The 25,690-nt window shown below is 69.4% G+C and carries 23 protein-coding genes; 17 read left to right on the top strand and 6 right to left on the bottom strand.

Going from position 1 to position 25,690, the window contains the following annotated elements:
* Positions 1 to 23 precede the first annotated feature (23 nt).
* Genes eccA through eccE form a run of 11 tightly spaced genes read left to right on the top strand, consistent with a single transcriptional unit; the run spans position 24 to position 14,600 of the window.
* On the top strand, positions 24 to 1,841 hold the full coding sequence (eccA, locus tag K3G64_RS07265; protein ID WP_305071278.1) for a type VII secretion AAA-ATPase EccA: 1,818 nt from the start codon (positions 24 to 26) through the stop codon (positions 1,839 to 1,841).
* Positions 1,838 to 3,403: a type VII secretion protein EccB gene (gene eccB, locus K3G64_RS07260; RefSeq protein WP_238890036.1), complete on the top strand. Its 1,566-nt coding sequence runs from the start codon at positions 1,838 to 1,840 to the stop codon at positions 3,401 to 3,403. The genes eccA and eccB overlap by 4 nt, the downstream gene beginning before the upstream one ends.
* Positions 3,400 to 7,392: a type VII secretion protein EccCa gene (gene eccCa, locus K3G64_RS07255; protein ID WP_238890035.1), complete on the top strand. Its 3,993-nt coding sequence runs from the start codon at positions 3,400 to 3,402 to the stop codon at positions 7,390 to 7,392. The genes eccB and eccCa overlap by 4 nt, the downstream gene beginning before the upstream one ends.
* Positions 7,392 to 7,700: a PE family protein gene (locus tag K3G64_RS07250; RefSeq protein WP_238890034.1), complete on the top strand. Its 309-nt coding sequence runs from the start codon at positions 7,392 to 7,394 to the stop codon at positions 7,698 to 7,700. The genes eccCa and K3G64_RS07250 overlap by 1 nt, the downstream gene beginning before the upstream one ends.
* 2 nt (positions 7,701 to 7,702) lie before the next feature.
* The gene (locus tag K3G64_RS07245) at positions 7,703 to 9,289 is read left to right on the top strand and encodes a PPE family protein (RefSeq protein ID WP_238890033.1); all 1,587 of its coding nucleotides are present in this window, start codon (positions 7,703 to 7,705) and stop codon (positions 9,287 to 9,289) included.
* A 52-nt stretch (positions 9,290 to 9,341) separates the two neighbouring features.
* Positions 9,342 to 9,635, top strand: a complete 294-nt coding sequence (locus K3G64_RS07240) for a type VII secretion protein EsxS (protein ID WP_238890032.1) — start codon at positions 9,342 to 9,344, stop codon at positions 9,633 to 9,635.
* Between the two features lie 28 nt (positions 9,636 to 9,663).
* Complete coding sequence (locus tag K3G64_RS07235) at positions 9,664 to 9,954, top strand: WXG100 family type VII secretion target (RefSeq protein ID WP_238890030.1); 291 nt, start codon at positions 9,664 to 9,666, stop codon at positions 9,952 to 9,954.
* Between the two features lie 6 nt (positions 9,955 to 9,960).
* On the top strand, positions 9,961 to 10,860 hold the full coding sequence (locus K3G64_RS07230) for an ESX secretion-associated protein EspG (RefSeq protein WP_238890028.1): 900 nt from the start codon (positions 9,961 to 9,963) through the stop codon (positions 10,858 to 10,860).
* Entirely contained in the window at positions 10,839 to 12,269 is a 1,431-nt protein-coding gene (gene eccD / locus K3G64_RS07225) for a type VII secretion integral membrane protein EccD (RefSeq protein ID WP_305071277.1), read from the top strand. The genes K3G64_RS07230 and eccD overlap by 22 nt, the downstream gene beginning before the upstream one ends.
* A gap of 10 nt (positions 12,270 to 12,279) precedes the next feature.
* Entirely contained in the window at positions 12,280 to 13,686 is a 1,407-nt protein-coding gene (gene mycP / locus K3G64_RS07220; protein WP_370647172.1) for a type VII secretion-associated serine protease mycosin, read from the top strand.
* Entirely contained in the window at positions 13,683 to 14,600 is a 918-nt protein-coding gene (gene eccE, locus K3G64_RS07215) for a type VII secretion protein EccE (protein ID WP_238890026.1), read from the top strand. Before mycP ends, eccE begins: the two co-directional genes overlap by 4 nt.
* Here eccE and K3G64_RS07210 read toward each other — a convergent pair.
* The gene (locus K3G64_RS07210; protein ID WP_238890024.1) at positions 14,587 to 15,783 is read right to left on the bottom strand and encodes an alpha/beta hydrolase family protein; all 1,197 of its coding nucleotides are present in this window, start codon (positions 15,781 to 15,783) and stop codon (positions 14,587 to 14,589) included. The genes eccE and K3G64_RS07210 overlap by 14 nt on opposite strands.
* 61 nt (positions 15,784 to 15,844) lie before the next feature.
* Here K3G64_RS07210 and K3G64_RS07205 point away from each other — a divergent pair, with 61 nt between their 5' ends.
* Positions 15,845 to 16,606 (top strand): trans-aconitate 2-methyltransferase, encoded by a 762-nt coding sequence (locus K3G64_RS07205; RefSeq protein WP_238890021.1) that lies wholly within the window; start codon positions 15,845 to 15,847, stop codon positions 16,604 to 16,606.
* 40 nt (positions 16,607 to 16,646) lie between these two features.
* Here the strand turns inward: K3G64_RS07205 and K3G64_RS07200 are convergent, their stop codons facing one another.
* Positions 16,647 to 17,129: a hypothetical protein gene (locus K3G64_RS07200; protein ID WP_238890019.1), complete on the bottom strand. Its 483-nt coding sequence runs from the start codon at positions 17,127 to 17,129 to the stop codon at positions 16,647 to 16,649.
* A gap of 48 nt (positions 17,130 to 17,177) precedes the next feature.
* Between K3G64_RS07200 and K3G64_RS07195 the strand changes: the two genes are divergently transcribed.
* On the top strand, positions 17,178 to 17,849 hold the full coding sequence (locus K3G64_RS07195) for a phosphatase PAP2 family protein (protein ID WP_238890017.1): 672 nt from the start codon (positions 17,178 to 17,180) through the stop codon (positions 17,847 to 17,849).
* Here the strand turns inward: K3G64_RS07195 and K3G64_RS07190 are convergent.
* Positions 17,803 to 19,293, bottom strand: a complete 1,491-nt coding sequence (locus K3G64_RS07190) for a bifunctional phosphatase PAP2/diacylglycerol kinase family protein (protein WP_238890015.1) — start codon at positions 19,291 to 19,293, stop codon at positions 17,803 to 17,805. The genes K3G64_RS07195 and K3G64_RS07190 overlap by 47 nt on opposite strands.
* Positions 19,294 to 19,377: 84 nt before the next feature.
* On the opposite strand from K3G64_RS07190, the gene K3G64_RS07185 reads away from it, so the two are divergent.
* Complete coding sequence (locus K3G64_RS07185) at positions 19,378 to 20,031, top strand: L,D-transpeptidase family protein (RefSeq protein ID WP_238890013.1); 654 nt, start codon at positions 19,378 to 19,380, stop codon at positions 20,029 to 20,031.
* Position 20,032: 1 nt separating this feature from the next.
* Here the strand turns inward: K3G64_RS07185 and K3G64_RS07180 are convergent, their stop codons facing one another.
* Entirely contained in the window at positions 20,033 to 20,491 is a 459-nt protein-coding gene (locus tag K3G64_RS07180; protein WP_238890011.1) for a nuclear transport factor 2 family protein, read from the bottom strand.
* Between the two features lie 47 nt (positions 20,492 to 20,538).
* Between K3G64_RS07180 and K3G64_RS07175 the strand changes: the two genes are divergently transcribed.
* Positions 20,539 to 21,300 carry a hypothetical protein gene (locus K3G64_RS07175; RefSeq protein ID WP_238890009.1) on the top strand — a complete coding sequence of 254 codons (762 nt, stop codon included), beginning with the start codon at positions 20,539 to 20,541 and terminating at the stop codon, positions 21,298 to 21,300.
* On the opposite strand, the gene K3G64_RS07170 is transcribed toward K3G64_RS07175, so the two are convergent.
* On the bottom strand, positions 21,284 to 22,801 hold the full coding sequence (locus K3G64_RS07170; protein ID WP_238890007.1) for an FAD-dependent oxidoreductase: 1,518 nt from the start codon (positions 22,799 to 22,801) through the stop codon (positions 21,284 to 21,286). The genes K3G64_RS07175 and K3G64_RS07170 overlap by 17 nt on opposite strands.
* Before the next feature lie 110 nt (positions 22,802 to 22,911).
* Between K3G64_RS07170 and K3G64_RS07165 the strand changes: the two genes are divergently transcribed.
* Positions 22,912 to 24,651: an Hsp70 family protein gene (locus tag K3G64_RS07165; RefSeq protein ID WP_238890005.1), complete on the top strand. Its 1,740-nt coding sequence runs from the start codon at positions 22,912 to 22,914 to the stop codon at positions 24,649 to 24,651.
* Between the two features lie 41 nt (positions 24,652 to 24,692).
* Positions 24,693 to 25,139 carry a cupin domain-containing protein gene (locus tag K3G64_RS07160; protein WP_238890003.1) on the top strand — a complete coding sequence of 149 codons (447 nt, stop codon included), beginning with the start codon at positions 24,693 to 24,695 and terminating at the stop codon, positions 25,137 to 25,139.
* Positions 25,140 to 25,141: 2 nt separating this feature from the next.
* On the opposite strand, the gene K3G64_RS25745 is transcribed toward K3G64_RS07160, so the two are convergent.
* Positions 25,142 to 25,567, bottom strand: coding sequence for a DUF7157 domain-containing protein (locus tag K3G64_RS25745; protein WP_441338865.1), 426 nt, complete (start codon positions 25,565 to 25,567; stop codon positions 25,142 to 25,144).
* Positions 25,568 to 25,690: the final 123 nt, after the last annotated feature.

The raw sequence follows: 25,690 nt of genomic DNA, 5'->3' as shown, positions 1-25,690 counted from the left end.
ATAACCAGGGGAGACGACGGCGCGTGCCGCTATCTACTGATCTTGCTGCGGCACCGCGCGTCGACCAGGACGTGGTGCACCGCTTTGCGACGTGTTGCCGAGCATTGGGCCTGTCCGTGCACGATCGGCGGCGTCCTGCCGACATCGCGGCCGCGCGCGCCGGCTTCGCCGAGCTGACCCGCATCGCCCGCGAGCAGTGCGACGCCTGGACCGGACTGGCCGCCGCCGGCGACACCAGCGCCCGGATCGTCGAAGCCGTCTGGCGCACCGTCGCGACGGCCGGAGTTCTGCAGCGCCACGTGAACCTCGACGACGGTGCCCTGTCCTTCAGCTACGACACCGGCCTGTACCTGCAGTTCGACGCGTCGACGCCGGACGACTTCGCGCTGGCCTACGCGGTCACGCTGTGCGACGCCGGTGACTACGCGGCCGCCGACAAGCTGGTCGACCCGTTGATCAGGCGACGGCCCGACTGGATACAGGCGCGCTGGATCCGCGTGGCGATGTGTTTCCGCACCGAGCGGTGGTCGGATGTGGTGCGTCTGCTCACGCCGATCGTCAACGACGCCAAGCTCGACCAGACGTACGCCCATGCGGTGCGCGTGGCGCTGGCCACCTCGCTGGCGCGGCTCGGCATGTTCGCGCCCGCGCTGTCCTACCTCGAGGAGCCGGGCGGCCCGGTCGGGGTCGCGACGGTGGACGGCACCCTGGTCAAGGCGCTTGCGCTGCGCGCCCAGGGCGAGGACCTCGACGCCGCCGACGTGCTCGCCGAACTCTACGCCGCCAACCCGGAGAACGAACAGGTCGAGATTGCGCTGTCGGACGCTACGTACGGCATCGTGCCGACGACGGCCGCCCGCATCGAGGCCCGCGCCGATCCGTGGGATCCCGAGACCGAGCCCACCGAAACGGATTTCGTCGATCCCGGCGCCAAGGAGCGCAAGGCGCACCTGTTGGTCGAGGCCGAGGCTGAACTGGCCGAGTTCATCGGTCTCGAAGAGGTCAAGTATCAGGTCGCACGGCTGAAAAGCTCTGTAGCGATGGCGATTCGCAGGCAGGAACGCGGGCTGACGGTGGCCCAGCGCACCAACCATCTCGTCTTCGCCGGTCCGCCCGGGACCGGTAAGACCACCATCGCTCGCGTCGTCGCCAAGATCTACTGCGGGCTGGGCATCCTCAAGAAAGAGACGGTGCGTGAGGTGCACCGGTCCGACCTGATCGGCCAGCACATCGGCGAGACCGAGGCCAAGACCAACGCGATCATCGACAGTGCGCTGGACGGTGTGCTGTTCCTCGACGAGGCGTACGCGCTGGTGTCGACCGGCGCCAAGAACGACTTCGGACTCGTCGCCATCGACACGCTGCTGGCGCGCATGGAGAACGATCGCGAGCGGTTGGTGGTCATCATCGCCGGCTACCGCAAGGATCTCGACGCGTTCCTCGACACCAACGAGGGTCTACGGTCGCGCTTCACCCGCAGCATCGACTTCCCGTCCTACAGCGCACACGAACTGGTCGAGATCGCGGTGCGCATGGCGGAGAAGCGCGACAGCATCTTCGAGCCCGCCGCGCTGGCGCACATGGAGTCGTTGTTCGGCCAATTGGCCACGGCGACAACGCCGGACGGCAACGGCGTCGAGCGCCGCAATTTGGACATCGCAGGCAACGGCCGTTTCGTCCGCAACCTGGTCGAGCGTTCCGAGGAGGAGCGCGAGTACCGCCTCGACCACTCCGATAGCGACGAGTTCACCGATGACGAGCTGATGACCATCACCGACGAGGACACCATGAAGTCCGCCATCCCGCTGTTGCGCGGCCTCGGTCTGACGGTGCCGGAATGACGACACCCGACGACCAGGATCGCCGCACCTTCACCTCGCGGACACCGGCCAACGACAACCCCGACCGGGTCGTGTACCGGCGGGGGTTCGTCACCCGCCACCAGGTGTCGGGCTGGCGATTCGTCATGCGCCGCATCGCGTCCGGTATTGCGCTGCACGACACCCGCATGCTCGTCGACCCGCTGCGCACGCAGTCGCGCGCGGTTCTCGTCGGCGCGCTCGTGCTCATCACCGGGCTGGTCGGCTGTTTCGTGTTCTCCCTGATCCGGCCCGGCGGCGCGGCGGGCGACGACGCGATCCTCGCCGACCGCACGACGTCGGCGCTCTACGTCCGGTTGGGCGACCAGTTGCACCCGGTGCTGAACCTGACCTCCGCACGGTTGATCGCCGGCCGGCCCGACAACCCGACGATGGTCAAGACCAGTGAGATCGACCAGTTCCCGCGCGGGAACCTGATCGGTATCCCGGGTGCGCCGGAACGCATGGTGCAGAACACCACTCGCGACGCCGACTGGACGGTGTGCGACGGGGTCTCGGGACCGGCGGCGGGCGTGTCGCTGATCGCGGGCCCGTTGACCCACGTGGGCGAACGGGCCGCCGTGCTACCTGACACCGAGGCGGTCCTGGCCGCCAACGCCGACGGACCGAACGCCGGCACCTGGCTGCTGTGGGACGGCCGCCGCAGCCGCATCGACCTCGACGACCGGGCGGTCACCACCGCGCTGGGCCTCCGCGGCCAGTGGCCGGCGGCCCGGCCGATCGCGCCCGGCCTCTTCAACGCGGTGCCCGAAGCCCCGCCGCTTCGCGCACCGGCGATCGCGGGAGCCGGTGAGCCGCCGCGCTTCCCGCTGCCCGCGCCCGCACCGGTGGGCGCGGTGGTGACCTCCTTCGACACCGACAACACGTTGCGTCTCTACGCGGTCCTGCCCGACGGCCTGCAGCCGATCTCGCCGGTGCTTGCCTCGATCCTGCGTAACACGAACTCGTTCGGACTCGACCAGCCGCCGCGGCTGGGGGCCGACGACGTCGCGCGCCTGCCGGTCGCCGACGTCATCGACAACGACGCGTATCCCAGCGAGCAGATCAGCCTGGTCGACGCCGCGGACGCGCCGCTGACCTGCGCGCAGTGGACGCGGACCGCAGACGCGACGGGCGCAACGCTGGAACTGCTGATCGGGGTCACACTTCCGGTGCCCGACGAGTTGCACACCGTCCCGCTGGTGGGTTCCGGTTCAGGCAGCACCGCGAACCGCGTCGCGATCACCCCTGGCCGCGGCTATCTGGTGCGGAGCGTCGGCCAGGACGGTGGCGGTGTATCGACCTCGCCGACCGGCGGAGCCCATTTCTGGCTCAGCGACACCGGTGTTCGATACGGCCTCGCCGCCGACGGTGACCAGGAGTCGATCGCCGCGCTGGGGCTCACCCCACCGATCCTGCCCATCCCGTGGTCGATGCTGAGTCAGTTCGCACCCGGGCCCACGCTGTCGCGCGCCGACGCGTTGCTGGCCCATGACGCGCTCGCAGCCGATCCCCGACCCGCCGTCGTGAGGAAGGCTTCGTGAGCCGGATCATCTTTCAAGCGCGCCGCCGCATCCCCGTGCCGCCGATGCGCAAGGGCACCATCACCATCGAGCCGCCGCCGGAGCTGCCGCGGATGGTGCCGCCGTCGCTGCTGCGGCGCGTGCTGCCGTACCTGATCGTCATCCTGATCGTGGGCATGATCGTGGCGCTGGTGGCCACCGGTATGCGCCTGATCTCGCCGACCACGCTGTTCTTCCCGTTCGTCCTGTTGCTCGCGGCCACGGCGCTCTACCGCGGCACCGACAACAAGATGCGCACCGAGGAGGTCGACGCCGAGCGCGCCGACTACCTGCGCTACCTGTCGGTGGTGCGCGACAACGTGCGGGCCCACGCCGCCGAGCAGCGCGCGGCGCTGGAGTGGTCGCATCCCGACCCCTGCCTGCTCGTCGACGTGCCGGGCACCCGCAGGCAGTGGGAGCGTGACCCGCACGACCCCGACTTCCTGGTGATCCGCACGGGTCTGCACGATGCGCCCCTCAACGCCGCGCTGCGGGTGAAGGACAGCGTGAACGAGGTCGACCTGGAACCCCTGTCGCACAGCGCCTTACGGGGACTGCTCGACGTTCAGCGCACGGTGCGTGCGGTGCCGTCGGGCATCGACCTGGCCAGGGTCTCGCGCGTCACGGTGCTCGGTGAGCCCGACGAAGTGCGCGGCGTGCTGCGCTCCTGGATCATCCAGGCGGTGACCTGGCACGACCCAGCGGTGCTGGGTGTGGCGCTGGTGGCCGAGGACATCGAGTGCGACGACTGGTCATGGCTGAAGTGGCTGTCTCACAACGACGTTCCGGGGCGGATCGACGGTGCCGGGCCCGCCCGGTACTTGACGCAGGACGCCGCCGAGTTGCGCTCGCTGCTGGAGCCGCTAGTCGGCGAGCGCGCGCCGTTCGGCACCGCCGAGGACGTGAGCGCCAAACACCTGCTCGTCGTGGTCGACGACCCCGGCATCGACCCGAGCCTCCTGGTGCCGCGCGGCGGTCTGGCCGGTGTGACTGTGGTGCAACGCATTTCCGAGCCGCCGCACCGCGAGCAGTACGCCGATCCCGAACGGCCGATCCTGCGTGTGGTCGACGGCAGGATCGAACGATGGCAGACCGGCGGCTGGCAGCCGTACGTCGACGTCGCCGACCACGTCGACGCGGCCACCGCCCGCCACGTGGCGCGGCGGCTGTCCCGGTGGGATTCCAATCCCAGCCACGCGCGCACCAGCAGCGCCGGGGTGGCCACCTTCTCGGTGCTGCTCGGCATCCCCGACGCCGCGGCGTTGGACGTGGCGAGCCTGTGGGCGCCGCGGTCGCGCGCCGACGAACTGCGGGTGCCCATCGGGGTGACCGCCACCGGTGAACCGCTGATCTTCGACCTCAAGGACGAGGCCGAGGGCGGGATGGGACCGCACGGCCTGATGATCGGCATGACAGGCTCCGGCAAGTCACAGACGCTGATGTCGATCCTGTTGTCCCTGTTGACCACTCACTCGGCGGACCGGCTGATCGTCATCTACGCCGACTTCAAGGGCGAGGCAGGCGCCGACATCTTCCGTGACTTCCCCCAGGTCGTCGCGGTGATCTCCAACATGGCCGAGAAGCGATCGCTGGCCGACCGGTTCGCCGACACGCTGCGCGGCGAGGTCGCTCGCCGCGAACAGCTGCTGATGCAAGCCGGTCGCCGGATCCAGGGCAGCGCCTTCAACTCGGTGCGAGAGTACGAAGCGGCGATCGCCGCGGGACACGACCTGCCTCCGCTGCCGACGTTGCTGGTGGTCGCCGACGAGTTCTCGCTGATGCTGTCCGACCACCCCGAGTACGCCGACCTGTTCGACTACGTGGCGCGCAAGGGCCGCTCGTTCCGGATCCACCTGCTGTTCGCGTCGCAGACCCTCGACGTCGGCCGCATCAAGGACATCGACAAGAACACCTCGTACCGCATCGGTCTCAAGGTGGCCAGCCCGGCCGTCAGCCGTCAGATCATCGGCGTGGAAGACGCTTTCCACATCGAGGCGGGGCCCGAGCACAAGGGCGAGGGCTACCTGGTGCCCGCTCCCGGCGCGATGCCGGTCAAGTTCCGCAGCACATATGTCGACGGCATTTACGACCCGCCCCGCGTCGAGAAGTCCGTCGTGGTGCAGTCGGTTCCGGTGCCGCAGCTGTTCACCGCCCGTCACGTCGAGGCCCCGGCAGACACCGTCGTGGCCACCGACCCGGCGGTGCACGAGGACCGCCCGCCGCGCAAGCTCATCGCCACCATCGGCCAGCAGCTCGCCCAATACGGTCCGAAGGCGCCCCGGTTGTGGCTGCCCCCGTTGGACGAACCCATCGCCCTCGACGAGTTGCTTGCCCGCTCGGATGTGCGCGAGCGGCAGTGGCGTTGGCCGTTGGGCGAGATCGATCGGCCGTTCGCGATGCAGCGTGACGCGCTGGTGTTCGACGCCACGTCGGCGGCGGCCAATGTGCTCATCCACGGCGGACCGAAGTCGGGCAAGACCACCGCGTTGCAGACGTTCATCATGTCGGCGGCCGCGTTGCACACGCCGCGGGACGTCACGTTCTACTGCCTGGACTACGGTGGCGGGCAGTTGCGTGATCTCGAGAACCTCGCCCACGTCGGCAGCGTCGCCTCGCCTTTGGAGCCCGAGCGCATCCGCCGCACGTTCGGTGAACTCGAGCAGCTGCTGCGCGCCCGCCAATCGCGGAGCCGGTCGGGCAACGGGGCCGCAGACAACGGTGAGCGCGACGAGTACGGCGAGACGTTCCTCGTCATCGACAACCTCTACGCGTTCAGCCGCGACAACACCGACACCTTCAACACCCGGAATCCGCTGCTGGCCAAGGTGACCGAGCTGATCAACACCGGCATGTCCTACGGCATCCACGTCGTCGTCACCACCCCTAACTGGCTCGAGGTGCCACTTGCGATGCGTGACGGGCTCGGCTTGCGGCTCGAGCTGAAGTTGCCCGACCCGCGCGACAGCAACGTTCGCGTGACCGGAGCGCTACGGCGGCCCGCAGAGGCGGTCCCCGCCGAGCAGCCCGGGCGCGGCTTGACGATGGCCGCCGAACACTTCTTGTTCGCCACGCCGTCGGCCAGCGACATCGCTGTCATCAACGCCCGCCACGCGGGGGTGTCGGCCCCGCCGGTGCGGCTGCTGCCACCCGACCTGGCTCCGAGGCTGGTCGCGCCCCTGTACCCGGCGCCCGAACAGGTCGTCGTCGGCGAGCGTGAGGAGGACCTGGCGGCGGTGTCGCTGGCCTTCGACCAGAACCCGCTGCTGATGGTGTTCGGCGACGCCAAGTCCGGCAAGACCACGTTGCTGCGCCATGTGATCCGGACGATCCGCGAGCATTCGACGCCCGATGAGGTGGCGTTCACCGTCATCGACCGACGGCTGCACCTGGTCGATGAACCGCTGTTTCCGGACAACGAGTACACCCCCAACATCGACCGGATCACGCCGGCGATGCTGGGCCTGTCCGCGCTGCTCGAACAGCGACGACCGCCCGCCGGGCTGACCCCCGCTCAGCTCAGCGGTTGGACCCACCGCTCCGAACAGGACGGGCACACCCACTACCTGATCGTCGACGACGTCGACCAGATCCCGGACGCACCGGCAGTGAGCGGACCGTTCGCGGGGCAACGGCCGTGGACGAGCATCATCGGGTTGCTCTCGCAGGCAAGTGAACTCGGTCTGCGGGTGATCGTCACCGCTCGAGCCACCGGTTCCGCGCATGCGCTGATGACCGCGCCACTGCTGCGTCGCCTCAACGAGCTTCAGGCCGCGATCCTGATGATGTCGGGCAACCCGCAGGACAGCGGCAAGATCCGGGGGCACCGGTTCCGCCGGTTGCCCCCAGGCCGTGCGATGTTGCTCGACGACGGTGACGGCCCGACGTTCCTGCAGCTGGTCAACCCGGCCGCCGGGGCGATCGCCAGCGGTCCCGCCAACCGGCCGACCGATCAAGGAAGGGAGTACAACTGATGACCCTGCGTGTCGTTCCCGAGGGGCTCGCCGCGGCCGGAAGCGCGGTCGAGGCGCTGACCGCCCGACTGGCCGCCGCCCACGCCGCCGCCGCGCCTCTGGTCACCGCCGTCGTACCGCCCGCGGCCGATGCGGTGTCGTTGCAGACGGCGGTGAGCCTGAGTGCGCATGGCGCACAGCACAACGCAGTCGCCGCACATGGCGTCGAGGAGCTCGGCCGCTCCGGCGTCGGTGTCGCAGAGTCCGGTGCCGGCTACGCCGAAGCTGATGCGATGGCCGCCTCTACGTATCTGGTCGCCGGTAGCTGATCGTGACCGCCCCGATATGGATGGCACTTCCGCCGGAGGTGCATTCGTCGATGCTGAGCAGCGGACCCGGACCGGGTTCATTGCTGGCGGCTGCGGGGGCGTGGCAGTCGTTGGCCACCGAGTACTCCACTGCCGCAGCCGAACTGACCGCGCTGCTGGGAGCGGTGCAGGGCGGTGCGTGGGAAGGCCCGAGCGCCGAGCGGTATGTGGCCGCGCACGCGCCGTACCTGGCGTGGCTGGCCCAGGCCAGCGCGAACAGCGCCGCGACGGCGGCTCAGCACGAGACGGCGGCGGCGGCATACTCGGCGGCACTGGCGACCATGCCGACGCTGGCGGAGTTGGCGCTCAACCATGCGACCCATGCGGTCCTGGTAGCGACCAACTTCCTTGGTGTCAACACGATCCCGATCGCGCTCAACGAGGCCGACTACGTGCGGATGTGGATCCAGGCGGCCGCGACGATGAGCACGTACCAAGCGGTTTCGGGCGCCGCGGTGGCCGCCGCGCCGTCGACTGCGCCCGCGCCGCTGCTGTTGGCTCCCGGTGTGGGAGAGGCGGGTTCGAGCGCAGCCGTCGCGCAGCAGTCCTTCGCACGGGTGACCGCCTCGGATTCCGGCTCGGCGCTGAACAACGCGGACTTCATCAACGCGCTGCTGCAGTTCGCGGGTCAGATTTATCAGGTCTACGTGCAGTACACCTACTCGCTGTTCGAGCCGATTCTGACGTTCTTCAGCGACCCGGTCGGCAACACCATCGAGCTTGTCGTCGGTCTGCTCACCAACCCGGGTCCCACGCTGGTCCGCTTCGGGCCATTCCTGTTCGCCGTGCTCTACCAGGTTGTCTCGAACGTCGGCGCGGCCCTGACGTATCCTCAGCTGTTGCTGCAGCCACTGCTGGCGATCGGACTGGGGATCGGCTACTACTTCTACAACGAATTTCTCAACAAGGCGACCCCCCCGATCGAGGCGGTACCCGAGCCGGCGCCGGCGTCGGCTCCCGCACAGCAGCCGGCCCAGGCGTCCGCACGCGCCGATACCTTGACGCCGGTCACGTCGGTCGCTCCCACTGTGCCGTCGGCGTCTGCCGCAGCCGCACCGACGGTGAGTGCCGGCGGAGCTCCCGCAGGAACACCGGCCACGCCCGCTGTCGGCGCGGCCGTGCCGTATGCCGTCGCCGGCCCTGACCCCGGCGGCGGCGAGACGCCGACATTGCGGGAGGGCACCGGCGCGAAAGCGCCGGCCTCCGACATCGCCGCATCGGCAGCGGCGGCCGCGGCTGTCTCGTCGCTGGCCAAGCGCAAGGCGCGGCGCAAGCGCGCGCAGCCGATCCACCAGCGGCAGTACGCCGATGCATACATGGACTACGAGCCCGAATCCGAGGACGGCGCCCCGGCCGAACCCGCGCGGCGACCGTCGGTTGCTGCGTCCGAGAAGGGCGCCGGAACGGTGGGATTCACGGGGGCGGCCGCCAGACCGGGTGCCGAGCAGGCCGCCGGGCTTACCGAACTCGCCGGTGACTCGTTCGGCGGCGGACCGACCGAACCCCTGCTGCCGGGCGACTGGGATCACAAAGGGGGAGCGCGCGACTGAGCGAATCGACTGACCGAAACCGTCGACCACACCCCATTCGAAAGGAAACCCCATGAGCCTCCTGGACGCTCACATCCCGCAGATCGTCTCATCGGAGGCGGCGTTCTCTGCCAAGGCGGCGTTGATGCGCAGCACGATGGCGCAGGCTGAACAGGCCGCGCAGTCGGCGCAAGCATTCCACATGGGCGAGTCGTCGGCCGCGTTCCAGGCCGCGCACGCCCGATTCATCGAGGTCTCGGCGAAGATCAACGCGCTGCTGGACGTCGCGCAGGCCAACCTGGGTGACGCCGCGGGCGTTTACGTCGCCGAGGACGCCGCAGCGGCCAGCACCTACACCGGAATCTGAACTGCAGAGCTGACCAAGGGAGAATCTGATGTCGCAGATCATGTACAACTACCCGGCGATGCTGGCCCACGCGGGCGAGATGTCCGGATACGCCGGTGCACTGCACGCCGTCGGCGCCGACATCGCCAGCGAGCAGGCCGCTCTGGCGGGCGCCTGGCAGGGCGATACCGGAATGAGCTATCAGGCCTGGCAGTCACAGTGGAACGCCGGCCTCGAAGAACTGGTGCGCGCCTACCGCGCGATGGCCGCCACCCACGAGCAGAACACCATGTCGATGAGCGCCCGCGATCAGGCGGAAGGCGCCAAGTGGGGTGGCTGACCCTTGGTGGGCGCTAACGCAGTCGAGCTGACCGCGCAGCAGGCCTGGTATCTGGCGGATGCTCTGGGGGCGGGCGGCTTTCCGTGGGTACTCGCCATCACCCCGCCCTACAGCGAGCATGCCCAGCGGTCGGCCTTCGAATCCAGGATGTCGTGCGAACTGGCGGAACTCGGTGTGCTGACCGGGGACGGGGTCGTCACACCCGCTGTGCGCGAGTGGGTCACGACGACCTGCCGGGCGCGACGCTGGCTCGAACTCCGATTCATCAGCGCGGTGGGCGACATGCTGCGTGGACACGTGGCGCGCCGCGACGAGCGAACTGTCGTCGCGGGGCGCGACAATCCGACCATCGTCGCGCTCCGCAGCGGAGGTCTGGTCACCCTCACGTCGCTCGACGTCGTACATCCGGCGGCGCTCGTTCCGATCCTCACCGCCGGGTTGCCGGGCCGGGCGCCGGCGAGCTTCCCGGAGTTCACCATGCCCGCCCGCGCCGGCGCGCGCGCCGATGAGCAGTTGCGCAACGGGGCCGCGCTCGCCGATGTGCTCGAGTTCCTCGGCATCCCGCGCAGCGCGCGGCCCGTGGTGGAGGCCGCCTACACACCAGGGCGTAGCTACGTGGAGATCGTCGCCGGTGACCACCGCAACGGACGCCGTGTCAGCACCGACGTCGGCGTGAGCGTCGTGGACACCAGCGAAGGGCGCGTCCTCGTGTGTCCGTCGAAAGCGTTTGACGGGGAATGGGTGTCGACCTTCACTCCCGGCACACCGTTGGCGATCGCCACCGCGGTCGAGCGGTTGACCGCGACGCTGCCCGACGGGGCCTGGTTCCCCGACCTACAACTGACCCGGGACTTCGAGTCCGAGAACAGAACGGAACATCCGCAATGGCGCCAGACAGCCAGTTGATCAGCGCGGTCCCCGCGCAGGCGATGCCGATCGTCCGCGTCGCCGTGCTCGCCGCGGGCGAGGCGGGCGGCCGAGTCACCGACATGGCCCTGCCCACCGAGCTTCCGCTGCGCGAGATCCTGCCCGCGGTCCGCCGGATGGCGATGCCCGCCGACGAGGAGTTCGGCGACAGCGGCCCGGTGACCTTGTCGCTCGCGCCCGTCGGCGGTGCGCCCTTCAGCCTCGATGCGACGCTCAACACGGTCGGCGTCGTCGACGGTGATCTGCTTGCGTTGCAGCCGATCCCGGCCGGACCACCGGCTCCGCGGATCGTCGAGGACATCGGCGACGCGGCGGTGATCTTCTCTGCTGCCCGTGAGACGCCCTGGGGCCCACTGCATATCCTGCGCGGCGCGGCCGCCGCGGTCATCGGGTTGATCCTGGTCACCACCGCGCTGGCAACCTTGCACCGCGCCGAAACGGGCGGCTACGCCGGCCTGATCGCGACGAGCGCCATCGCCGTGCTGACGGTGTTGGCGGCATTGGTCACCTGGGTCCGCATGCCGCGGTTGGGCACCGCGCTGGCGGTGACGGCGCTGGCGCCGATCGCCGCAGCGCTCGCCCTCGCCGTTCCCGGTGAGTTCGGGCCGTCGCAGGTCCTGCTCGCCGCCGCGGGTGTGACGACATGGTCGATCATGAGCATCACCGTGGCCCAGCGTGCGGTCGCGGTGTTCACCGCCGCGACCGTCATCGGTGCCGGCGCCTTGATTCCCGCGGGCGCCGCCGCGATCTGGGATGTCGACTCGGTGATCGTCGGCTCGATCCTCGTGCTGATGGCACTGATCGTGACCGTGCAGGCCGCCCAGTATTCCGCGCTGTGGTCGCGCCTGCCCGTCCCAGTGATCCCCGCGCCGGGCGACCCGGCCCCTTCGGCGCCGCCGCTGCGGGTGCTGGCCGACCTGCCGCGACGGGTGCGGCTCAGCGACTCGCATCAAACGGGCTTCATCGCCGGGGGTGTGCTGCTGGGCACGGCAGGCGCGTTGACTCTGGCTGCGCCGCAGGACGCGTCGAACTGGGCGTGGTACATCGTCGGGGCTGTCGCGCTGGGTGCGGTGTTGCGCGCCCGAGTGTGGGATTCGGCGCTGTGCAAGGCATGGCTGCTGGGTCAGCCGTTCCTGATGGCGGTTTCGTTGACGGTCGCCTTCGTCGTCGACGACCGCTACACCGCCGCGTGGTGGGCGACAGCGGCGGTGGCCGCCCTGACGGTCGTGTGGGTGATCGCGGCCCTGTTCCCGCGGGTCGCCTCGCCCGAGACCTACTCGCTGCCGATGCGGCGTCTGGTCGGGTTCCTGGCCTCCGGCGTCGATGCCTCGGTGCTTCCGGTGCTGGCCCACCTCGTCGGACTCTTCGCCTGGGTGTTGAACCGGTGAGGCATCGGTGATCCGCTACCGAGTACGGACCGGGATCGCCGCCGCGGTGCTGACCTCGAGCGCCGCGTGCCTCAACTGCCTTCCCGCCCAAGCTATTCCGCCTCCGCAGGTTGATGCCGGCGTGGTTCCGCCATCCGGCGCCGCCGGTCCTGTCGCCCCGATGGCCCAGCGCAGCCCGTGCGTGACCAGCGGCGTCCTGCCGGGAACCGACCCCGGAATGGCCAGCGCCAACCAGTCGCTGCTCAACCTCGACGGTGCGTGGCGCTACAGCCGCGGCGACGGGCAACTGGTGGCGGTGATCGACACCGGCGTGACCCCGGGTCCGCGGCTGCCGAACGTCGATCCCGGTGGTGACTTCGTCGAGTCCACCGACGGGCTCACCGACTGTGACGGCCACGGCACACTGGTGGCCGGCCTGATCGCGGGACAGCCGGGGCCGGACCGGTTTTCGGGTGTCGCACCGGGAGCCCGGGTGTTGTCGATCCGCTCCACCTCGGCGAAGTTCTTCCCGCAGGACGCCGGCGAGGACGCGGCCACGAGCCGCGTCGCGGTCGACGTCACCGCGCTCGCTCGTGCAGTGGTCCGTGCCGCGGATCTGGGGGCGCGCGTCATCAACATCTCGGCCGTCACCTGCCTGCCCGCCGCCGAGACCATCGACCAGAACGAACTGGGTGCCGCCCTGCGCTACGCCGCAGTCGACAAGGACACGGTCATCGTCGCCGCGGCCGGAAACACTAAGGCGGGCCTGAACCCCGGCGCGGCGTGTCCGTCGAATCCGTTGTCGGATCCCGGCAGGCCGGAGGATCCGCGCAACTGGGCGGGCGTGACGTCGGCGTCGATCCCGTCGTGGTGGCAGCCCTACGTGCTGTCGGTCGGTTCCGTCGGCCCGGCGAGTCTGCCGTCGGAGTTCACGATGGCCGGACCGTGGGTGGGCATCGCCGCGCCTGGTCAGAACATCGCATCGGTGGGCAACGGTGAGGGCGGCGGACTGGCGAACGCGCTGCCCGACGAACAGGGGCGGCTCTACGGCCTGAACAGCTCGAGCTTCGCGGCGGCGTACGTGTCGGGAGTCGCGGCGTTGGTGCGCAGCAGGTTTCCGGAGCTCAGCGCCGAGCAGGTGGTCGACCGGCTCACCGCGGGCGCGCAGGGTGCGGCCCGTGCGCCGTCAAACCTGACCGGCTACGGCCTCGTCGACCCCGTCGCGGCGCTGACCTGGGATGTGACCGATGCCGTGGCGGGCGACGCGGCGCCGGAGCCCCGGCCCGTGGCCGCGCCGCCGCAACAGGCACCGCCGGACGACATGCCCCGCGTCGTCGCGTTCGCGGGCACCGGGACGCTTGCCCTGGTTGCGGCCCTCACCGCGGCGATCGCGGTGCACCGACGCAGGAACATCGACGACAAGGTGGAGGCACCGTGACCATCCGAACCGCACTGGCGCTGCTGGTCGCCGTGCCGGCAGCCATGGCATACCCGTGGCAGTCGCGCACCGACTGGTGGCTGCTTGGCGTCGCCGCGGCAGTCGTCGTGATCGCCTTCGCCGGGTGGCGCGGCCAGTTCCTGACGAACATGGCGGCCAGGCGGGTAGCCGTGTTCCGGCGAAACCGCTCCACGCCCGGACAGCAGAATCCGCATCGGGTGACGGTGGTGGTACGGGTCGAGGACCCTGCGAGTGTCGGCCTGTCGCTGCGGTCGCTCGCCGGGTACGTCGAGCGCTTCGGCATCCGCAGCGAGAAGGTTCGCGTGACCACCCGCACACGTAGCGGTGTCCGCACGACGTGGGTCAGCCTGACCGTTGACGCGACCGCCAACCTCGCTGCGCTGCAGGCCCGGTCACCGGAGCTGCCGCTGCACGACACCGCTGCGGTCGCGGGCCGCCGCCTGGCGGATCAGTTGCGAGAGTCGGGGCTGGAGGCCTCCGTGGTGGACACTGCCTACGCTCCGCTGGCAGGTTTGGTGAAGGAGATGTGGCGGGGTGTGCGCAACGAGCACGGAGTGGTGTCGGCGTATGGAATCCCGGCCGGCGAGCAGATGTTTCCGCTCCTGGCAGAGGTGTGGGCGCTGCCCGAAGAGACGTGGACCGCGGTGGAATTCGCAGGCACGCCGGCCGAACCGACCGTGGCGGCGCTGTGTGCCGTCTGCGCCGCCGAGGCCGTTCGAGGCGTACCGCTGTCCGGCCTGAGGCCTCAGCACGGCGCGCAGCGTCCGTTGCTCACCGCACTCGATCCGAAATCCAGTGATCCGCTTGGTGTTCCGACGGTGCCACTGAAAGCAGAGACGCTGACCGGCATCGGGTGGCCCGCCGGTTCAGCCGGCGACTTCAGTCGAACATGAAGTCCCGCATGAAGCGGGTCATGCGGCGCAGATAGTCGGGTTGGCTCACGTGCAGGATGTGGTTGCCCGGGAACCAGTGGAACGCGCAGCGGTCCCAGTGCTCCCAGAGCATCTCGGCCTGTTCGGGCGGGGCCAGCCGGTCACCGAGACCGGTGATGATGAGCCGGCGGTCCTTGGGTACCAGCGGGGCATAGTTCAGCGGTGACGAGTACCGGGTCGCGGCCGTACTCAATCCGGAGTCGGTGCGAGACATGAAGTTCCGCAGCTGCACCAGCTTGTTGGCGGGAAACCACTCATCGACCGTCTGATCCGGGGCGACGACGGGCACGTTGGGGATGACCGCCTGGATGCGGTCGTCGATGCCGGCGAGCAGCGCCGTGGTGTACCCGCCCAGCGACATCCCGGTCAACGCGATGCGGTCGACACCGGTGAACTCCAGATAGTCGAGGACCGAGCGGAAGTCGTGCACCGACTGCGCCATCGCCTCGGCGAACCCGGAGAAGCCGTTGGCGAAGAAGCCGTAGCCGCTGAAGGGTGAACCCTTCTCCGCCCGCGGACCGTGGAAAGGCATGGTGTAGAGCAGGACGTCGTAACCCGACCGGTAGAACCACGGCAACGAGAAGAACAAGCCGTTGAACAGGTACGGCGAACCCATGAATCCGTGGATCACGCACAGCGTGGGATGGGGCCCGTCGTCGTGGCGCCAGTGCTGGGCGTGGACGACGTTGTTGCGTTCGAACCCGCGGCACCGGTCGCGCAGCGCCGGGTTGACCGCCTCGAAACTGCTGTCGAAACGGATGTTGGACACATGGCCATTGGCGATGATCTCGGCGATCGGGTTGGCGGTGCGTGAGGCCACTCGCGGTAACTCGGCGGGCGCCGGGAACGACTGCGACGGGTCCTGCGCGGATGCGAGTTCGGCGTAGAACGCGAGTTGTTCGTGCTCGACGCGCGACTGCTCGCGCCGCATGCCGCCGATCATCGTCGGCAGCATGGTCACCGCCAGCAAGGAGGCGATTCCGGTGCGCAGCGCCAGGTCGGCGATGGCGGACGAGTCCACGATCGCCCGCTGGCGCAGCGTCAGGTCGCCGCGACGAGGGAGGCCGCCGATGCTGGCGTCGGCACCGGCGACATCGGGCACCGGCAGGGGCGGATCCACCGGGGCGGAATCCGATCGGGTCACGTTCGCATGGTAGCCGTCGCGAATCGTCGAGCCGGTTTCGCGGCGGTGCCACACTGGCGGAATGTGGAATCCCGATGTCTACCTCGGATTCGCCGACGAGCGCGGACGACCGTATGTCGACCTGCTGGCGCGGGTGCGCGCCGATGCGCCGAGGCGTGTCGTCGACCTGGGCTGCGGACCAGGCAACCTCACGATGACTCTCGCGCAGCGGTGGCCAGACGCCGTCATCGAGGCGTGGGACAGTTCCGTGCAGATGGTCGACGCGGCACGTGAGCGCGGCCTCGACGCCGACGTCGGCGACGTACGGGACTGGCGGCCACAACCCGGGACGGACGTCGTGGTGAGCAATGCGACGCTGCACTGGGTGCCCGAGCATCGGCGCCTGCTGGTCGAGTGGGCGGGACGGCTCGCGCCCGGCGCATGGATCGCTATGCAGGTGCCGGGCAACTTCGACGCGCCGTCACACCTCGCCGTGCAATCGTTGGCCCAGCGTGCACGGTGGGCGAAAGCACTGCAGGGGTTGACATTTGGCGATGATCCGGTCGACGGTGCGACGGGTTACGCGGGCCTGCTCACCGATGCCGGGTGCACCGTCGACGCCTGGGAGACCACCTACGTGCACGTGTTGACCGGAGAGCACCCCGTGTTGGACTGGATCAGCGGTACCGCGCTTCGGCCGATACGCAGCATGCTGGACGATGCCGACTGGGCGGATTTCCGGTCGGAGTTGACACCGCTGCTGGCCGCCGCTTACCCCAGACGTGTCGACGGCACGACGTTCTTCCCGTTCCGCCGGATTTTCGTGGTGGCGCAGGTGGATTGAGGTTCATCCACGGCTTGCCACTGACCTTCCGGCGAGCCGGCTACGGGTGGTAGGGCACGCCGACCGCGCGGAAGACGTACTCGGGCGACACGTTGAAGGCCAGTGAACGGCGCGGCAACCGATCGATCACTTCCTGCGGGATGTCCACTTTGTAGTGCATGGCCAGCGTGCCGGAGAACCGCGGATCGACGGCGTTGATGTCGACCTCGAGGGTCAGCCCGCTCCTGGACAACTCAGCCGTGACGGCGCCCGACTGAGGCGCGTCCCAGCGATGATCGACGGTGCGGCCGGCCAACTTCGGAACCGTCGACAGCGTCGCCAGGACACGTTGTTCGGTCAGCGCCAACGATCCGACGTAGCTGCTGACCTTGCCGAGTGAACGCCTGCCGGGGATCTTGCCGCTGAACTGCCGCATCACCGGGACATACTCGGCGAGGAACAGCACGCCTTCAGGCTCGATGTCGACGCGCATCTCGTCGGGCAGACCGCCGATGCGCAGCAGCTTGCGCAGAATCACGGGCATGAGCAGCCACCCTAACCGTCCCCGCGAACCGGTGGTAGAGGTGGAGCCATGGCACCGCACAAGCGCTGGCTCACCGCCTCGGCGGTGTCCGCGGTGGCGGTCTACGCGATCCTGTGGACCGGTTTGGCCCTGCAATGGGACTGGCTGTCGACGCTGGATTCCGCGGCGCTGCAGATGTCCTACGAGCGCGGGGAGTCGCGCCCGGACTGGGTGCAGGCGTGGGATGTGTTCTGCACCGTCCTGGGACCCGGGGCCCTCCGGTTGTTCACCATCGTGTTGATCGTCGTCGCCCTGGTGCGGCGCAAGGCGCGCATCGCGATGTTCCTGCTGGTCAGCGTTGTCCTCGCCGGACTGGTCACGGAAGCGGCCAAGGCAGCGGCCGACCGCCCCCGACCCGCCACCGCCTTCGTGTCCGCGCTGGGCACCGCGTTTCCGTCCGGCCACGCCCTCGGCGTGCTGGTCGCCGTCCTGGCGCTGCTGACGGTCGGCCTGCCGACCGTCCGGCCGTCGCTGCGCGGTTGGCTCGTCGCCCTTGGCGCGGCGGTCGTCGTCCTGATCGGCGTCGGCCGCGTCGTGCTCAACGTGCACCACCCGTCCGACGTGCTGGCCGGATGGGCGCTCGGCTACGCGTATTTCGTGTTATGCCTGCTGACCGTGCCGCCGTTGACCCGCCTCAGGGAAGCGGACGAAACACCGGCAGCGCCCGGTATCGCACCTTGAAACTCGCCTTCGTCACCCTGGTGCCGACCTCTCCGTCGTGGGCCAGCACCGTCGGCCCGTCAACCGAGGTGAACTCGAACTCGGGCACACGAAGTTCGTGATAGAGCGGGCTGCGCTCGAGGCGGCCGAGCGCCACCGAGACCAGGATCCGCAACCTGCTGAACCGCCGACCGGTCTCCAGGATCCGGATGTCCATCAGCCCGTCGTCCATCCGGGTGCGCCGCGCAGGCGCGAAGCCCGACGGCAGATAGGTCGAGTTGCCGAGGAAGAACAGCGACGTCTGCAGCAGCTTGTTGTCGTAGCGGATCCGCACCGGCTCGCCGTGCCGCAGCGTGTGGAACATCGCGAACAGACCCGCCAGCGGCTTGCCGATCCTGTGCTCGTACTTCTCCCGCGTCTGCACGTACATCGGATACGCCCCGATGCTGGCCGTGTTGATCACCATGTGTCCGTCGTTCAGGCACACCAGGTCCACACACGAGATGTTGCCCTGCCGGATCGCCGCCACCGTCTTCTCCACGGTGTCGCAACCGATGTCCTTGGCGAAGTGGTTGAAGGTGCCGCCCGGGAACACCGCCAGCGGAAGGCCGGCGTCGGCCGCGGTGCGCGCCGCGCACGCCACCGTTCCGTCGCCCCCCGCAACGGCGAGCACTTCGGCGCGCCCCGCCACCGACGCGAGCACCTGATCGACGTCGTCGTCGTCGGATAGCTCGACGATCTCGGTGCGTGGCAACGCCTCTCGGACCTCTTCGAGGACGCGCGCCCCTCTTCCGCCGCCGGATGCGGGGTTGATCACCAGCACCACTCCTGCGCCGTCCGGCCGGTCCAGGGTCGGCACCCGCAACGGGTCCGCGGCCGGCACCTTCGTCGGCACCACCGGCGGCACCACCCGACCGCCCAGTACGGCCACCGCCGCACCGACGCCGAAACCTGCGAGCACGTCGCCGGGGTAGTGCGCGCCAACCGCGATCCGCGACATCCCGACCAGCCCCGCCAGCAGCGCCAGACCGAGCCCGAGCGGCGGACTCTCCAACCCGACCCCCACGGCGAAGGCGGCGGCGCTCGCGGAATGTCCCGAGGGCAGCGAGTTCGAGGTCGGCATTCGCCGGGTCTGCCGAGCCAGCGGCACCAGCAGCCGGTTCGGCCGCGGGCGCCGCCACACCCGCTTCGCCACCTGGTTGGTCAGCAGGCTGGTGAACGCCAGGCTGACCACGCCTCGGTTCGCGCCGCGTTTCCCCGACTGATTGCCGAACGCGAAGAGCGCGGCCGCTATCGCGAACCAGAGCTTCGAATGGTCGGCGGCCCTGGTCAGCGGAGGCATGACGCTGTCGAGCAGCGGGCTCGGTGAGTCGGCGATCGCCTCGAACACCTCTCGGTCGAGAGTGCCGAGGCCGGCACCGATCTGCCGAATGCCGCGGTGCCGTCGGGTGGGCAGCAAGTCCATTGCTTCAACGTATCCGCAGTCAGGGAAAACTAATCTTGTCGTGGCCTCCCCGAAGCAGAGCATGTTGCGCCTTAGCATGTTGCGATGCGCCGATTGCTGACCCTGCTCTGCGTGGCAGTGCTGTCGCTGGCCGCGGCGCCGGTCAGCCGCGCCCAGGGCGCGCCGTGGTTCGCCTCGTCGGTCGGAGCCGCTACCCAGGTCATTTCCGTTGTGGGAGTTGGCGGCTCAAAGGCCAAGGTGGATGTCTACCAGCGCACCGCCGCGGGCTGGCAACCCGTCGCCGCGGGAATCGACGCTTGGATCGGCGCCAACGGGATGGCGCCGCAAACCCATGACGGCCAGATGAAGACGCCGGTGGGCGTCTATTCGCTCGACTTCGCCTTCGGCACGGCACCGAACCCCGGCGGCGGCCTGCCGTATGTGCAGGTCGGACCGAACCATTGGTGGGACGGCGACATGAAGAGCCCGACCTACAACACCATGCAGGTCTGCGAGAAGTCGCAGTGCCCGTTCGACACCGACCCCGCCAGCGGCACCGAGAACCTCCAGATCCCGCAGTATGTGCACGCCGTGGTGATGGGCGTGAACAAGGCCCGGGTCCCCGGCAACGGCGGCGCGTTCTTCCTGCACGCCACCGACGGCGGGCCGACGGCGGGATGTGTGGCCATCGACGATGCCAAACTGGTCGAGATCATGCGTTGGCTGCGGCCCGGCGCAGTGATCGCGATCGCCCAGTAGCTCAGATATTCAGCGCGCGACCGGGTTTGACCTTGAAGTTGAGGTTCTCGGTCGACATCGACGCGTCGTAGGTGCGGTCGTATCCGGTCTCGCTGATCTTCCAGCCTTCGGGTGTGCGCCGATAACGGTCGTGGTAGAAGCCCGCACCGATCAGCATGAAGTTGAAGTCCGGGGCGATCACCCGGTCCTGTAGGTACCAGGTCGCCGTGGCCTCGTCGCCGTCCACGGTGATCTCGGGGTGGGTGACGCGGTGTTCGGTGAGCACCTCGGGACCCAGCGAGTTGCGCATGAACGTGACCAACTCGTCGCGGCTCTTGAAGTGGTGCTCCTCGCCGATTGACTCGCCGTACTTGCCGACCACGTCCTCGGTGAGGGTGTCGGCGAACTCGTCCCAGTGCTTGGTGTCGAGCGCGCGCAGATACCGGTACTTGACTTGCTTGATGTCGTCGATGTCACCCATGAGCGACATTGCAGCACAACCCCACGGCAGCCAGTACAGTGCCGGGCATGAAATTCCTTGACGGCTTCGTCAAATCTCCGTTCGCCGGACTGGCCCCGTGGATCCTCATGGCGGTGGTTGCCGGTCCGGGCCGGTTCGAGGAGGCCGCCTCAGCCGCGCTCGGCCTGGCCCTTCTGACTCTGTGGGTCGGCACCCGCCGCGGCGCGCGGGTGCACGCACTCGAGGTCCTCACGATCGCCTACTTCGCCGTGCTCGCCGTGCTGGGCCTGGTGGCACCGGATCCGGCGATCGACTGGCTGCAACTGTGGGCCGGAGAACTGAGCAACATCGTGCTGGCCGTCTTCGCGCTCACCACGCTGATCCTGCGCCGGCCGTTCACCATGGCCTACGCGAGGGAGACGACGCCGCCGGAACACTGGGACACCGAAGCGTTCCGCCGCATCAACTTCGCGATCTCGGGCGCCTGGGCAGGCGCCTTCGTCGTGTCGGCGATCGCGGGTGCGATCGGCGACGCGGTGCTGGGCGACAACGACAACTTTTGGACCGCGTGGATCATCCCGATCGGCGCCGTGGTCTTCGCCGCGTCGTTCACCGAGTTCTATCCCGACCACGCAATCGGCGAGACGACGTCGTGGATCGGTACCGTCGACTGGCTGCCGCCGTTCGTCACGGTCACCGGGATCGTCGGCTGGGTGTCAGACTCGGTGCCCGACGCGGTGGCGATCGCGCTGATCGTCATCGGCATACTCGGCTCGGTAGCGGTCCGGCGTATGGCACCGGACAAACCGAGAACTACTGTGCCGCAGTGAGGTTACGAGTGGCGGGCCCCTCCAGCAGGGTGCCGTCGGGCGCGAAGCGCGACCCGTGCAGTGGGCATTCCCACGTCTCGTCGGCGTCGTTCCAGTTGACGATACCGCCCAGGTGCGGGCACACCGGCGACACGCGGTGCTCCTTTCCGTCGACCACGCTGCGGGCCTCGAGGTCCCACGGCGGGCCACTGACCACGCCGCCGTCGTCAGGTGTGCGGTTGAGCGTGCGCGTGATCGGGGTGATCCAGCCGCGGGTCAGATACAGCGCGACCTGAGCGTTGTTCTGCATCGCCTTCGGGATCCCCGACAGCTCGTGCGGGCTCCAACTCGCGAAGGCCTCTGCCCAGTCCATCCGCCCGCCGAGGATCCGGCTGGACAACGCGAGCGCGGCAGCCGTGCCGTTGGTCATGCCCCACTTGTCGAATCCCGTTGCGACGAAGATCTTGTCGTGGCCGGGCAGGATCGGCCCGACGTAGGGCAGCTCGTCGATGGGCGAGTAGTCCTGGGCCGACCAGTAGTTCGTCTGCATCGCGCCGGGGTAGTGCAGCTTGGTCCAGTGGTCCAGCTCCTGCACGGACGACGCCGGGCTCTTCTCGTGGCCGACCGGATGGCCTGCCCCGCCGGCGATGAGACGGTCGCCGTCGGGTGTGGGTGCGTACCGCAATGAGCGTGTGGGCGAGTCGGCCGATATGTACATGCCGCGGGTGATGGTGCCGGGCACCTTGTAGGCCATGCAGTAGGAGCGCTGCGGCTTGAGACGGGCGAAGAAGCCGCCGCGATCCAGGATCGGGATGCCGGTGGCGAGCACACATTGTTCGGTGTGTACCTCGAACTCGTCACCCGCGGTAGTACGCACGCCCAGCGCCAGCCCGTCACCCTTGTCCGAAACCTTCTGCACCCGAACGCCTTGAGCGAGGCGGCCCCCACGCTCCTCGACCTCAACCACCAGGCTGTCGAGCAGCGGCATGGGGTCGAACTGGGCCTGGTTCGCCAGCCGGACCGCGCCGTGGAACGGGAACGGCACTCCGGCCTCTCCCGGGATGTCGTCGACCCAGTCCACCTCCAGCCCGGCCGCTTCGCACGCCTGCAGTTCCTGGCGGGCCGACGACACGCCCTTCTCCGACTGCGCGTAGGTGAACGCGTCCTCGCGCTGGATGGACAACCCGTGGGCCTCGCAGTGCCGGATCAGCCAGTCCTGTCCCTCGCGGTTGCCGTCTACATACTGGCGGGCGGTCTTGGCGCCGTGCTTGTTGACGATCTTCGACAGCTTGGTGTGCTGCAACAGGCTCACCTTCGCCGTCGTGTTGCCGGTGGCGCCGGCGCCGACGAACTGCGCCTCGAGCACCAGCACGTCCTTGCCTGCGCGCGCAAGCAGAACCGCCGTGACGAGCCCCGTGATCCCCGCGCCCACCACCACGACGTCGGCGGAGCGATCCGATTCGGTGAGGGGCCGAGGCGGTGCCGACTGCTGGACGCGGTTTGCCAGCCACAGAGAGGTCATGGCCCAGCAGGTACCCGTTTGACAGGAGTCAAAACAGCGGTGCCCGAAGGGCGTTGGTCCGGAGTGTCTGACCGGTTCGCCGAGGTCCGACGGCTATCGTGTGGTCCGTTATGAGCGACCCGTTGGGGTTGTCGGTCGGAACGACGAACTTGGTCGCGGCGCGAGTCGGCAATCAACCTGTGACGCGGCGTTCGGCGCTCACCTTGCCGAGCGGTGCGGCGATGGCCGGGTTCGTCGAGCGGGTCGGCGACTCGGTGCCGCTGATCGCCGCGGACGGGTCGGCGCATTCGGCCGAAAAGCTGCTCGCCGAAGCACTGGCCGCGCTGATCACCGACAGCGGTGGCGCGTCGCCGGCCGATGTGGTCGTCGCGGTGCCCGCGCACTGGCGGCCCTCGACGCTGTGGGCCTTGCGCGGTGCGATGCGTGCTGAACCGGCGTTGCAGCCGGGGGGCGCTGCGGCGCGACTGGTATCCGACGCCGTGGCGTCGCTGACGGCGCTGCACGATCATCGGGGGCTTCCGCCGCAGGGCGTGATCGTCTTGCTCGATTTCGGCGGCGGAGGCACGAGCATCACCGTGGCCGACGCCGCAGCCGGCTTCGCGGCGGTCGACGTGACGACCCGTTACCCCGACTTCTCCGGTGATCTGCTGGATCAGGCATTGGTCACCTACGCGCTCGACGGCATCGCCGCCACCGGAGAGGTGGACCCGGCGGGCACCGCCGCGGTCGAGTCGCTGACCAGGCTTCGAGAGGACTGTCGCCACGCCAAGGAACGACTCTCGGCGGTCGAGTCCACCGAGTTGGTCGCCGAGCTGCCGGGCTACCGGTCGGCGATCCAGGTCACGCGACCCGAGTTGGAGTCGCTGATCGACGAGCCACTCGCCGGTGTATTGTCCGAGCTCGATAACCTGTTGCGGCGCAACGGTATCGGCTGGGATCAAGTCACTGCGATCGCCGCGGCCGGCGGTGGTGCGGCGATCCCGCTTATCGGCAGGCGGCTCAGCGAACACGCGCCCGTGCCCGTCGTGACGACACTGCAACCCGGGCTGGACGCGGGCGTGGGCGCCGGGCTGCTGGCCGCCGACGGTTCGGCCGCCGCGGCACCGACCGGGCTGGCGTCGGTGGTAGCGCCCGTCGACGCCGATTCCGGCTCCTCGACATTTCGTGCGCTGGCGTGGTCGCAGGACGACGCCGGGGCCGACGAACCGCTGCCCTACCTGCAGCCGTATGAGGCCTACGACTTCGAGGTCGCCTCGATGCGGTCGCCGGTGCAGCACGTTCCCGCGACCGGACCGATCGACGAGCCGCCCACCTGGCACCGGCTGCCCGGTGTGGTCTTCGGTTTGGCAGCGGCCGTCGCCTTGGTCGCGGTCGGTGGTGTCGCGATCGCGCTGACGGGCGCGACGGACAGCACCGAAGCCACCGAACCGCCCCGTCCGGCGCCGTCGGTGGCTCCCACCAGCGCGGCACCGCAGCCGGGTCCGCAGGACCGAACGGTCACGGTGACCGACGCCCCGCCGCCGGCGACGCAAGCGCCGCAGACCAGCGTGGCGCCTGCGACCTCGAGTGCGGTGACCGCGGTGACCACGACACCGCCGACCACCAGTACGACCACCACGACGACGACCACCACGACGACGACCATGACAACCACGACGACGACCACGGCACCGACAACAACCACCACCACGCCGGCGACCACGACATCGACGACGTCGACGACGTCGACGGCGTCGCCGACATCGCCGACATCCATGACAATGACTCCCACCACCGCCCCGATGACCACGACTCTGCTGACGGTGCCGTTTGTGCCGGTACCGATCCCGATCCAGGTCCCGGGGGGATAATCCCGACGAGCCCGCGGGTCGAGCGAAGGGGAACGGTGGACATGAAGCGTGCAGCGATCGTGGCGGCGGCAATCGCGCCCGTCATGGCGGCGACACTGACCGCGACGGCGCGGGCCACGCCCGCCGAAGGCGAGATCCAGCGCACCGATGTGGCCGAGGGCACCACGACCGCGCCGGTCGCCATCTTCTCGGTGGGACAGCCGACGACGTTGTACGTGCAGAACCTCGTCCTGGGCCCGGACTCCAGCAGCGGATGGCACACCCATGCGGGGCCGGAGTATTCGGTGATCAACGCAGGCACCGTCCAGCTGCAGACCGCACAGGGATGCGCGCCCGCGGCGTTCACCGCCGGCCAGGCCATCTTCATTCCGGCCGGCATCCCGCACATCGTGTCGAACGCCGGCGCCGAGCACGCCGAGGCGACGGTGACCTACACGCTGCCCACCGGTCTGCCGATCCGAGACGACGCTGCGGCGGCCTGCCCCTAGGACTACCGCGGGGGGTACGAATAGTCCGGTTCGTGGAACCGGTTGATGATCGGGATGCGCTCGATGATCCGGTCCCGCAGGCGCGGCTGCGGCGCCACCGGCGGAACATAGTTCGGCGCGGGTGGGGTGTAGGCGGGGGCCGGAGCCGGCGGCACATATGCCGGGGAGGCGGTGAATAGACCGGGGCCGGCGGGCTGTAGACCGGCGGAGGCGGCGAATACGCGGGTGCCGGGGCCGGCGGGACGTACGCGGGGCCGGCGGGACGTACGCGGGGGCCGGCGGGACGTACGCGGGCGGGTCGTAGCTCTCGGCGACCGGCGCTGCCGGCGGCGGCGCAACCGCGGCAATGGTCTGCGCGACGACGGGCATCGCCTCGGCCGGAGTCGTCGGCTTGTCGGCGGCCGCTGCGGGTGGGCCGTCCGAATCATCGAGGGGTTCCTCGACGGTGTCGGCGGCTTGCGGCGCTTCGTGACCGCCGGTGAGGGTGAGACCGACCGCCGCGGACAGCGAGACGACGAACGTCACCACCGCGGCGACCAGCACCGACGCCA

It is taken from the genome of Mycobacterium sp. IDR2000157661 (genome assembly GCF_022317005.1).
GTDB lineage: Bacteria > Actinomycetota > Actinomycetes > Mycobacteriales > Mycobacteriaceae > Mycobacterium.
This window is presented reverse-complemented; position numbering and strand designations above follow the sequence as displayed.

Coding starts and splice junctions, on each gene's coding strand:
- K3G64_RS07185 (WP_238890013.1), top strand. CDS start 19,378: ATGCGCCGATTGCTGACCCTGCTCTGCGTGGCAGTGCTGTCGCTGGCC.
- K3G64_RS07175 (WP_238890009.1), top strand. CDS start 20,539: ATGAAATTCCTTGACGGCTTCGTCAAATCTCCGTTCGCCGGACTGGCC.
- K3G64_RS07240 (WP_238890032.1), top strand. CDS start 9,342: ATGAGCCTCCTGGACGCTCACATCCCGCAGATCGTCTCATCGGAGGCG.
- K3G64_RS07195 (WP_238890017.1), top strand. CDS start 17,178: ATGGCACCGCACAAGCGCTGGCTCACCGCCTCGGCGGTGTCCGCGGTG.
- K3G64_RS07160 (WP_238890003.1), top strand. CDS start 24,693: ATGAAGCGTGCAGCGATCGTGGCGGCGGCAATCGCGCCCGTCATGGCG.
- K3G64_RS07165 (WP_238890005.1), top strand. CDS start 22,912: ATGAGCGACCCGTTGGGGTTGTCGGTCGGAACGACGAACTTGGTCGCG.
- eccB (WP_238890036.1), top strand. CDS start 1,838: ATGACGACACCCGACGACCAGGATCGCCGCACCTTCACCTCGCGGACA.
- K3G64_RS07170 (WP_238890007.1), bottom strand. CDS start 22,801: ATGACCTCTCTGTGGCTGGCAAACCGCGTCCAGCAGTCGGCACCGCCT.
- K3G64_RS07235 (WP_238890030.1), top strand. CDS start 9,664: ATGTCGCAGATCATGTACAACTACCCGGCGATGCTGGCCCACGCGGGC.
- K3G64_RS07205 (WP_238890021.1), top strand. CDS start 15,845: ATGTGGAATCCCGATGTCTACCTCGGATTCGCCGACGAGCGCGGACGA.
- K3G64_RS07250 (WP_238890034.1), top strand. CDS start 7,392: ATGACCCTGCGTGTCGTTCCCGAGGGGCTCGCCGCGGCCGGAAGCGCG.
- K3G64_RS07200 (WP_238890019.1), bottom strand. CDS start 17,129: ATGCCCGTGATTCTGCGCAAGCTGCTGCGCATCGGCGGTCTGCCCGAC.
- K3G64_RS25745 (WP_441338865.1), bottom strand. CDS start 25,567: ATGATTCGGACGGCCCACCCGCAGCGGCCGCCGACAAGCCGACGACTC.
- K3G64_RS07190 (WP_238890015.1), bottom strand. CDS start 19,293: ATGGACTTGCTGCCCACCCGACGGCACCGCGGCATTCGGCAGATCGGT.
- K3G64_RS07180 (WP_238890011.1), bottom strand. CDS start 20,491: ATGGGTGACATCGACGACATCAAGCAAGTCAAGTACCGGTATCTGCGC.
- eccD (WP_305071277.1), top strand. CDS start 10,839: ATGGCGCCAGACAGCCAGTTGATCAGCGCGGTCCCCGCGCAGGCGATG.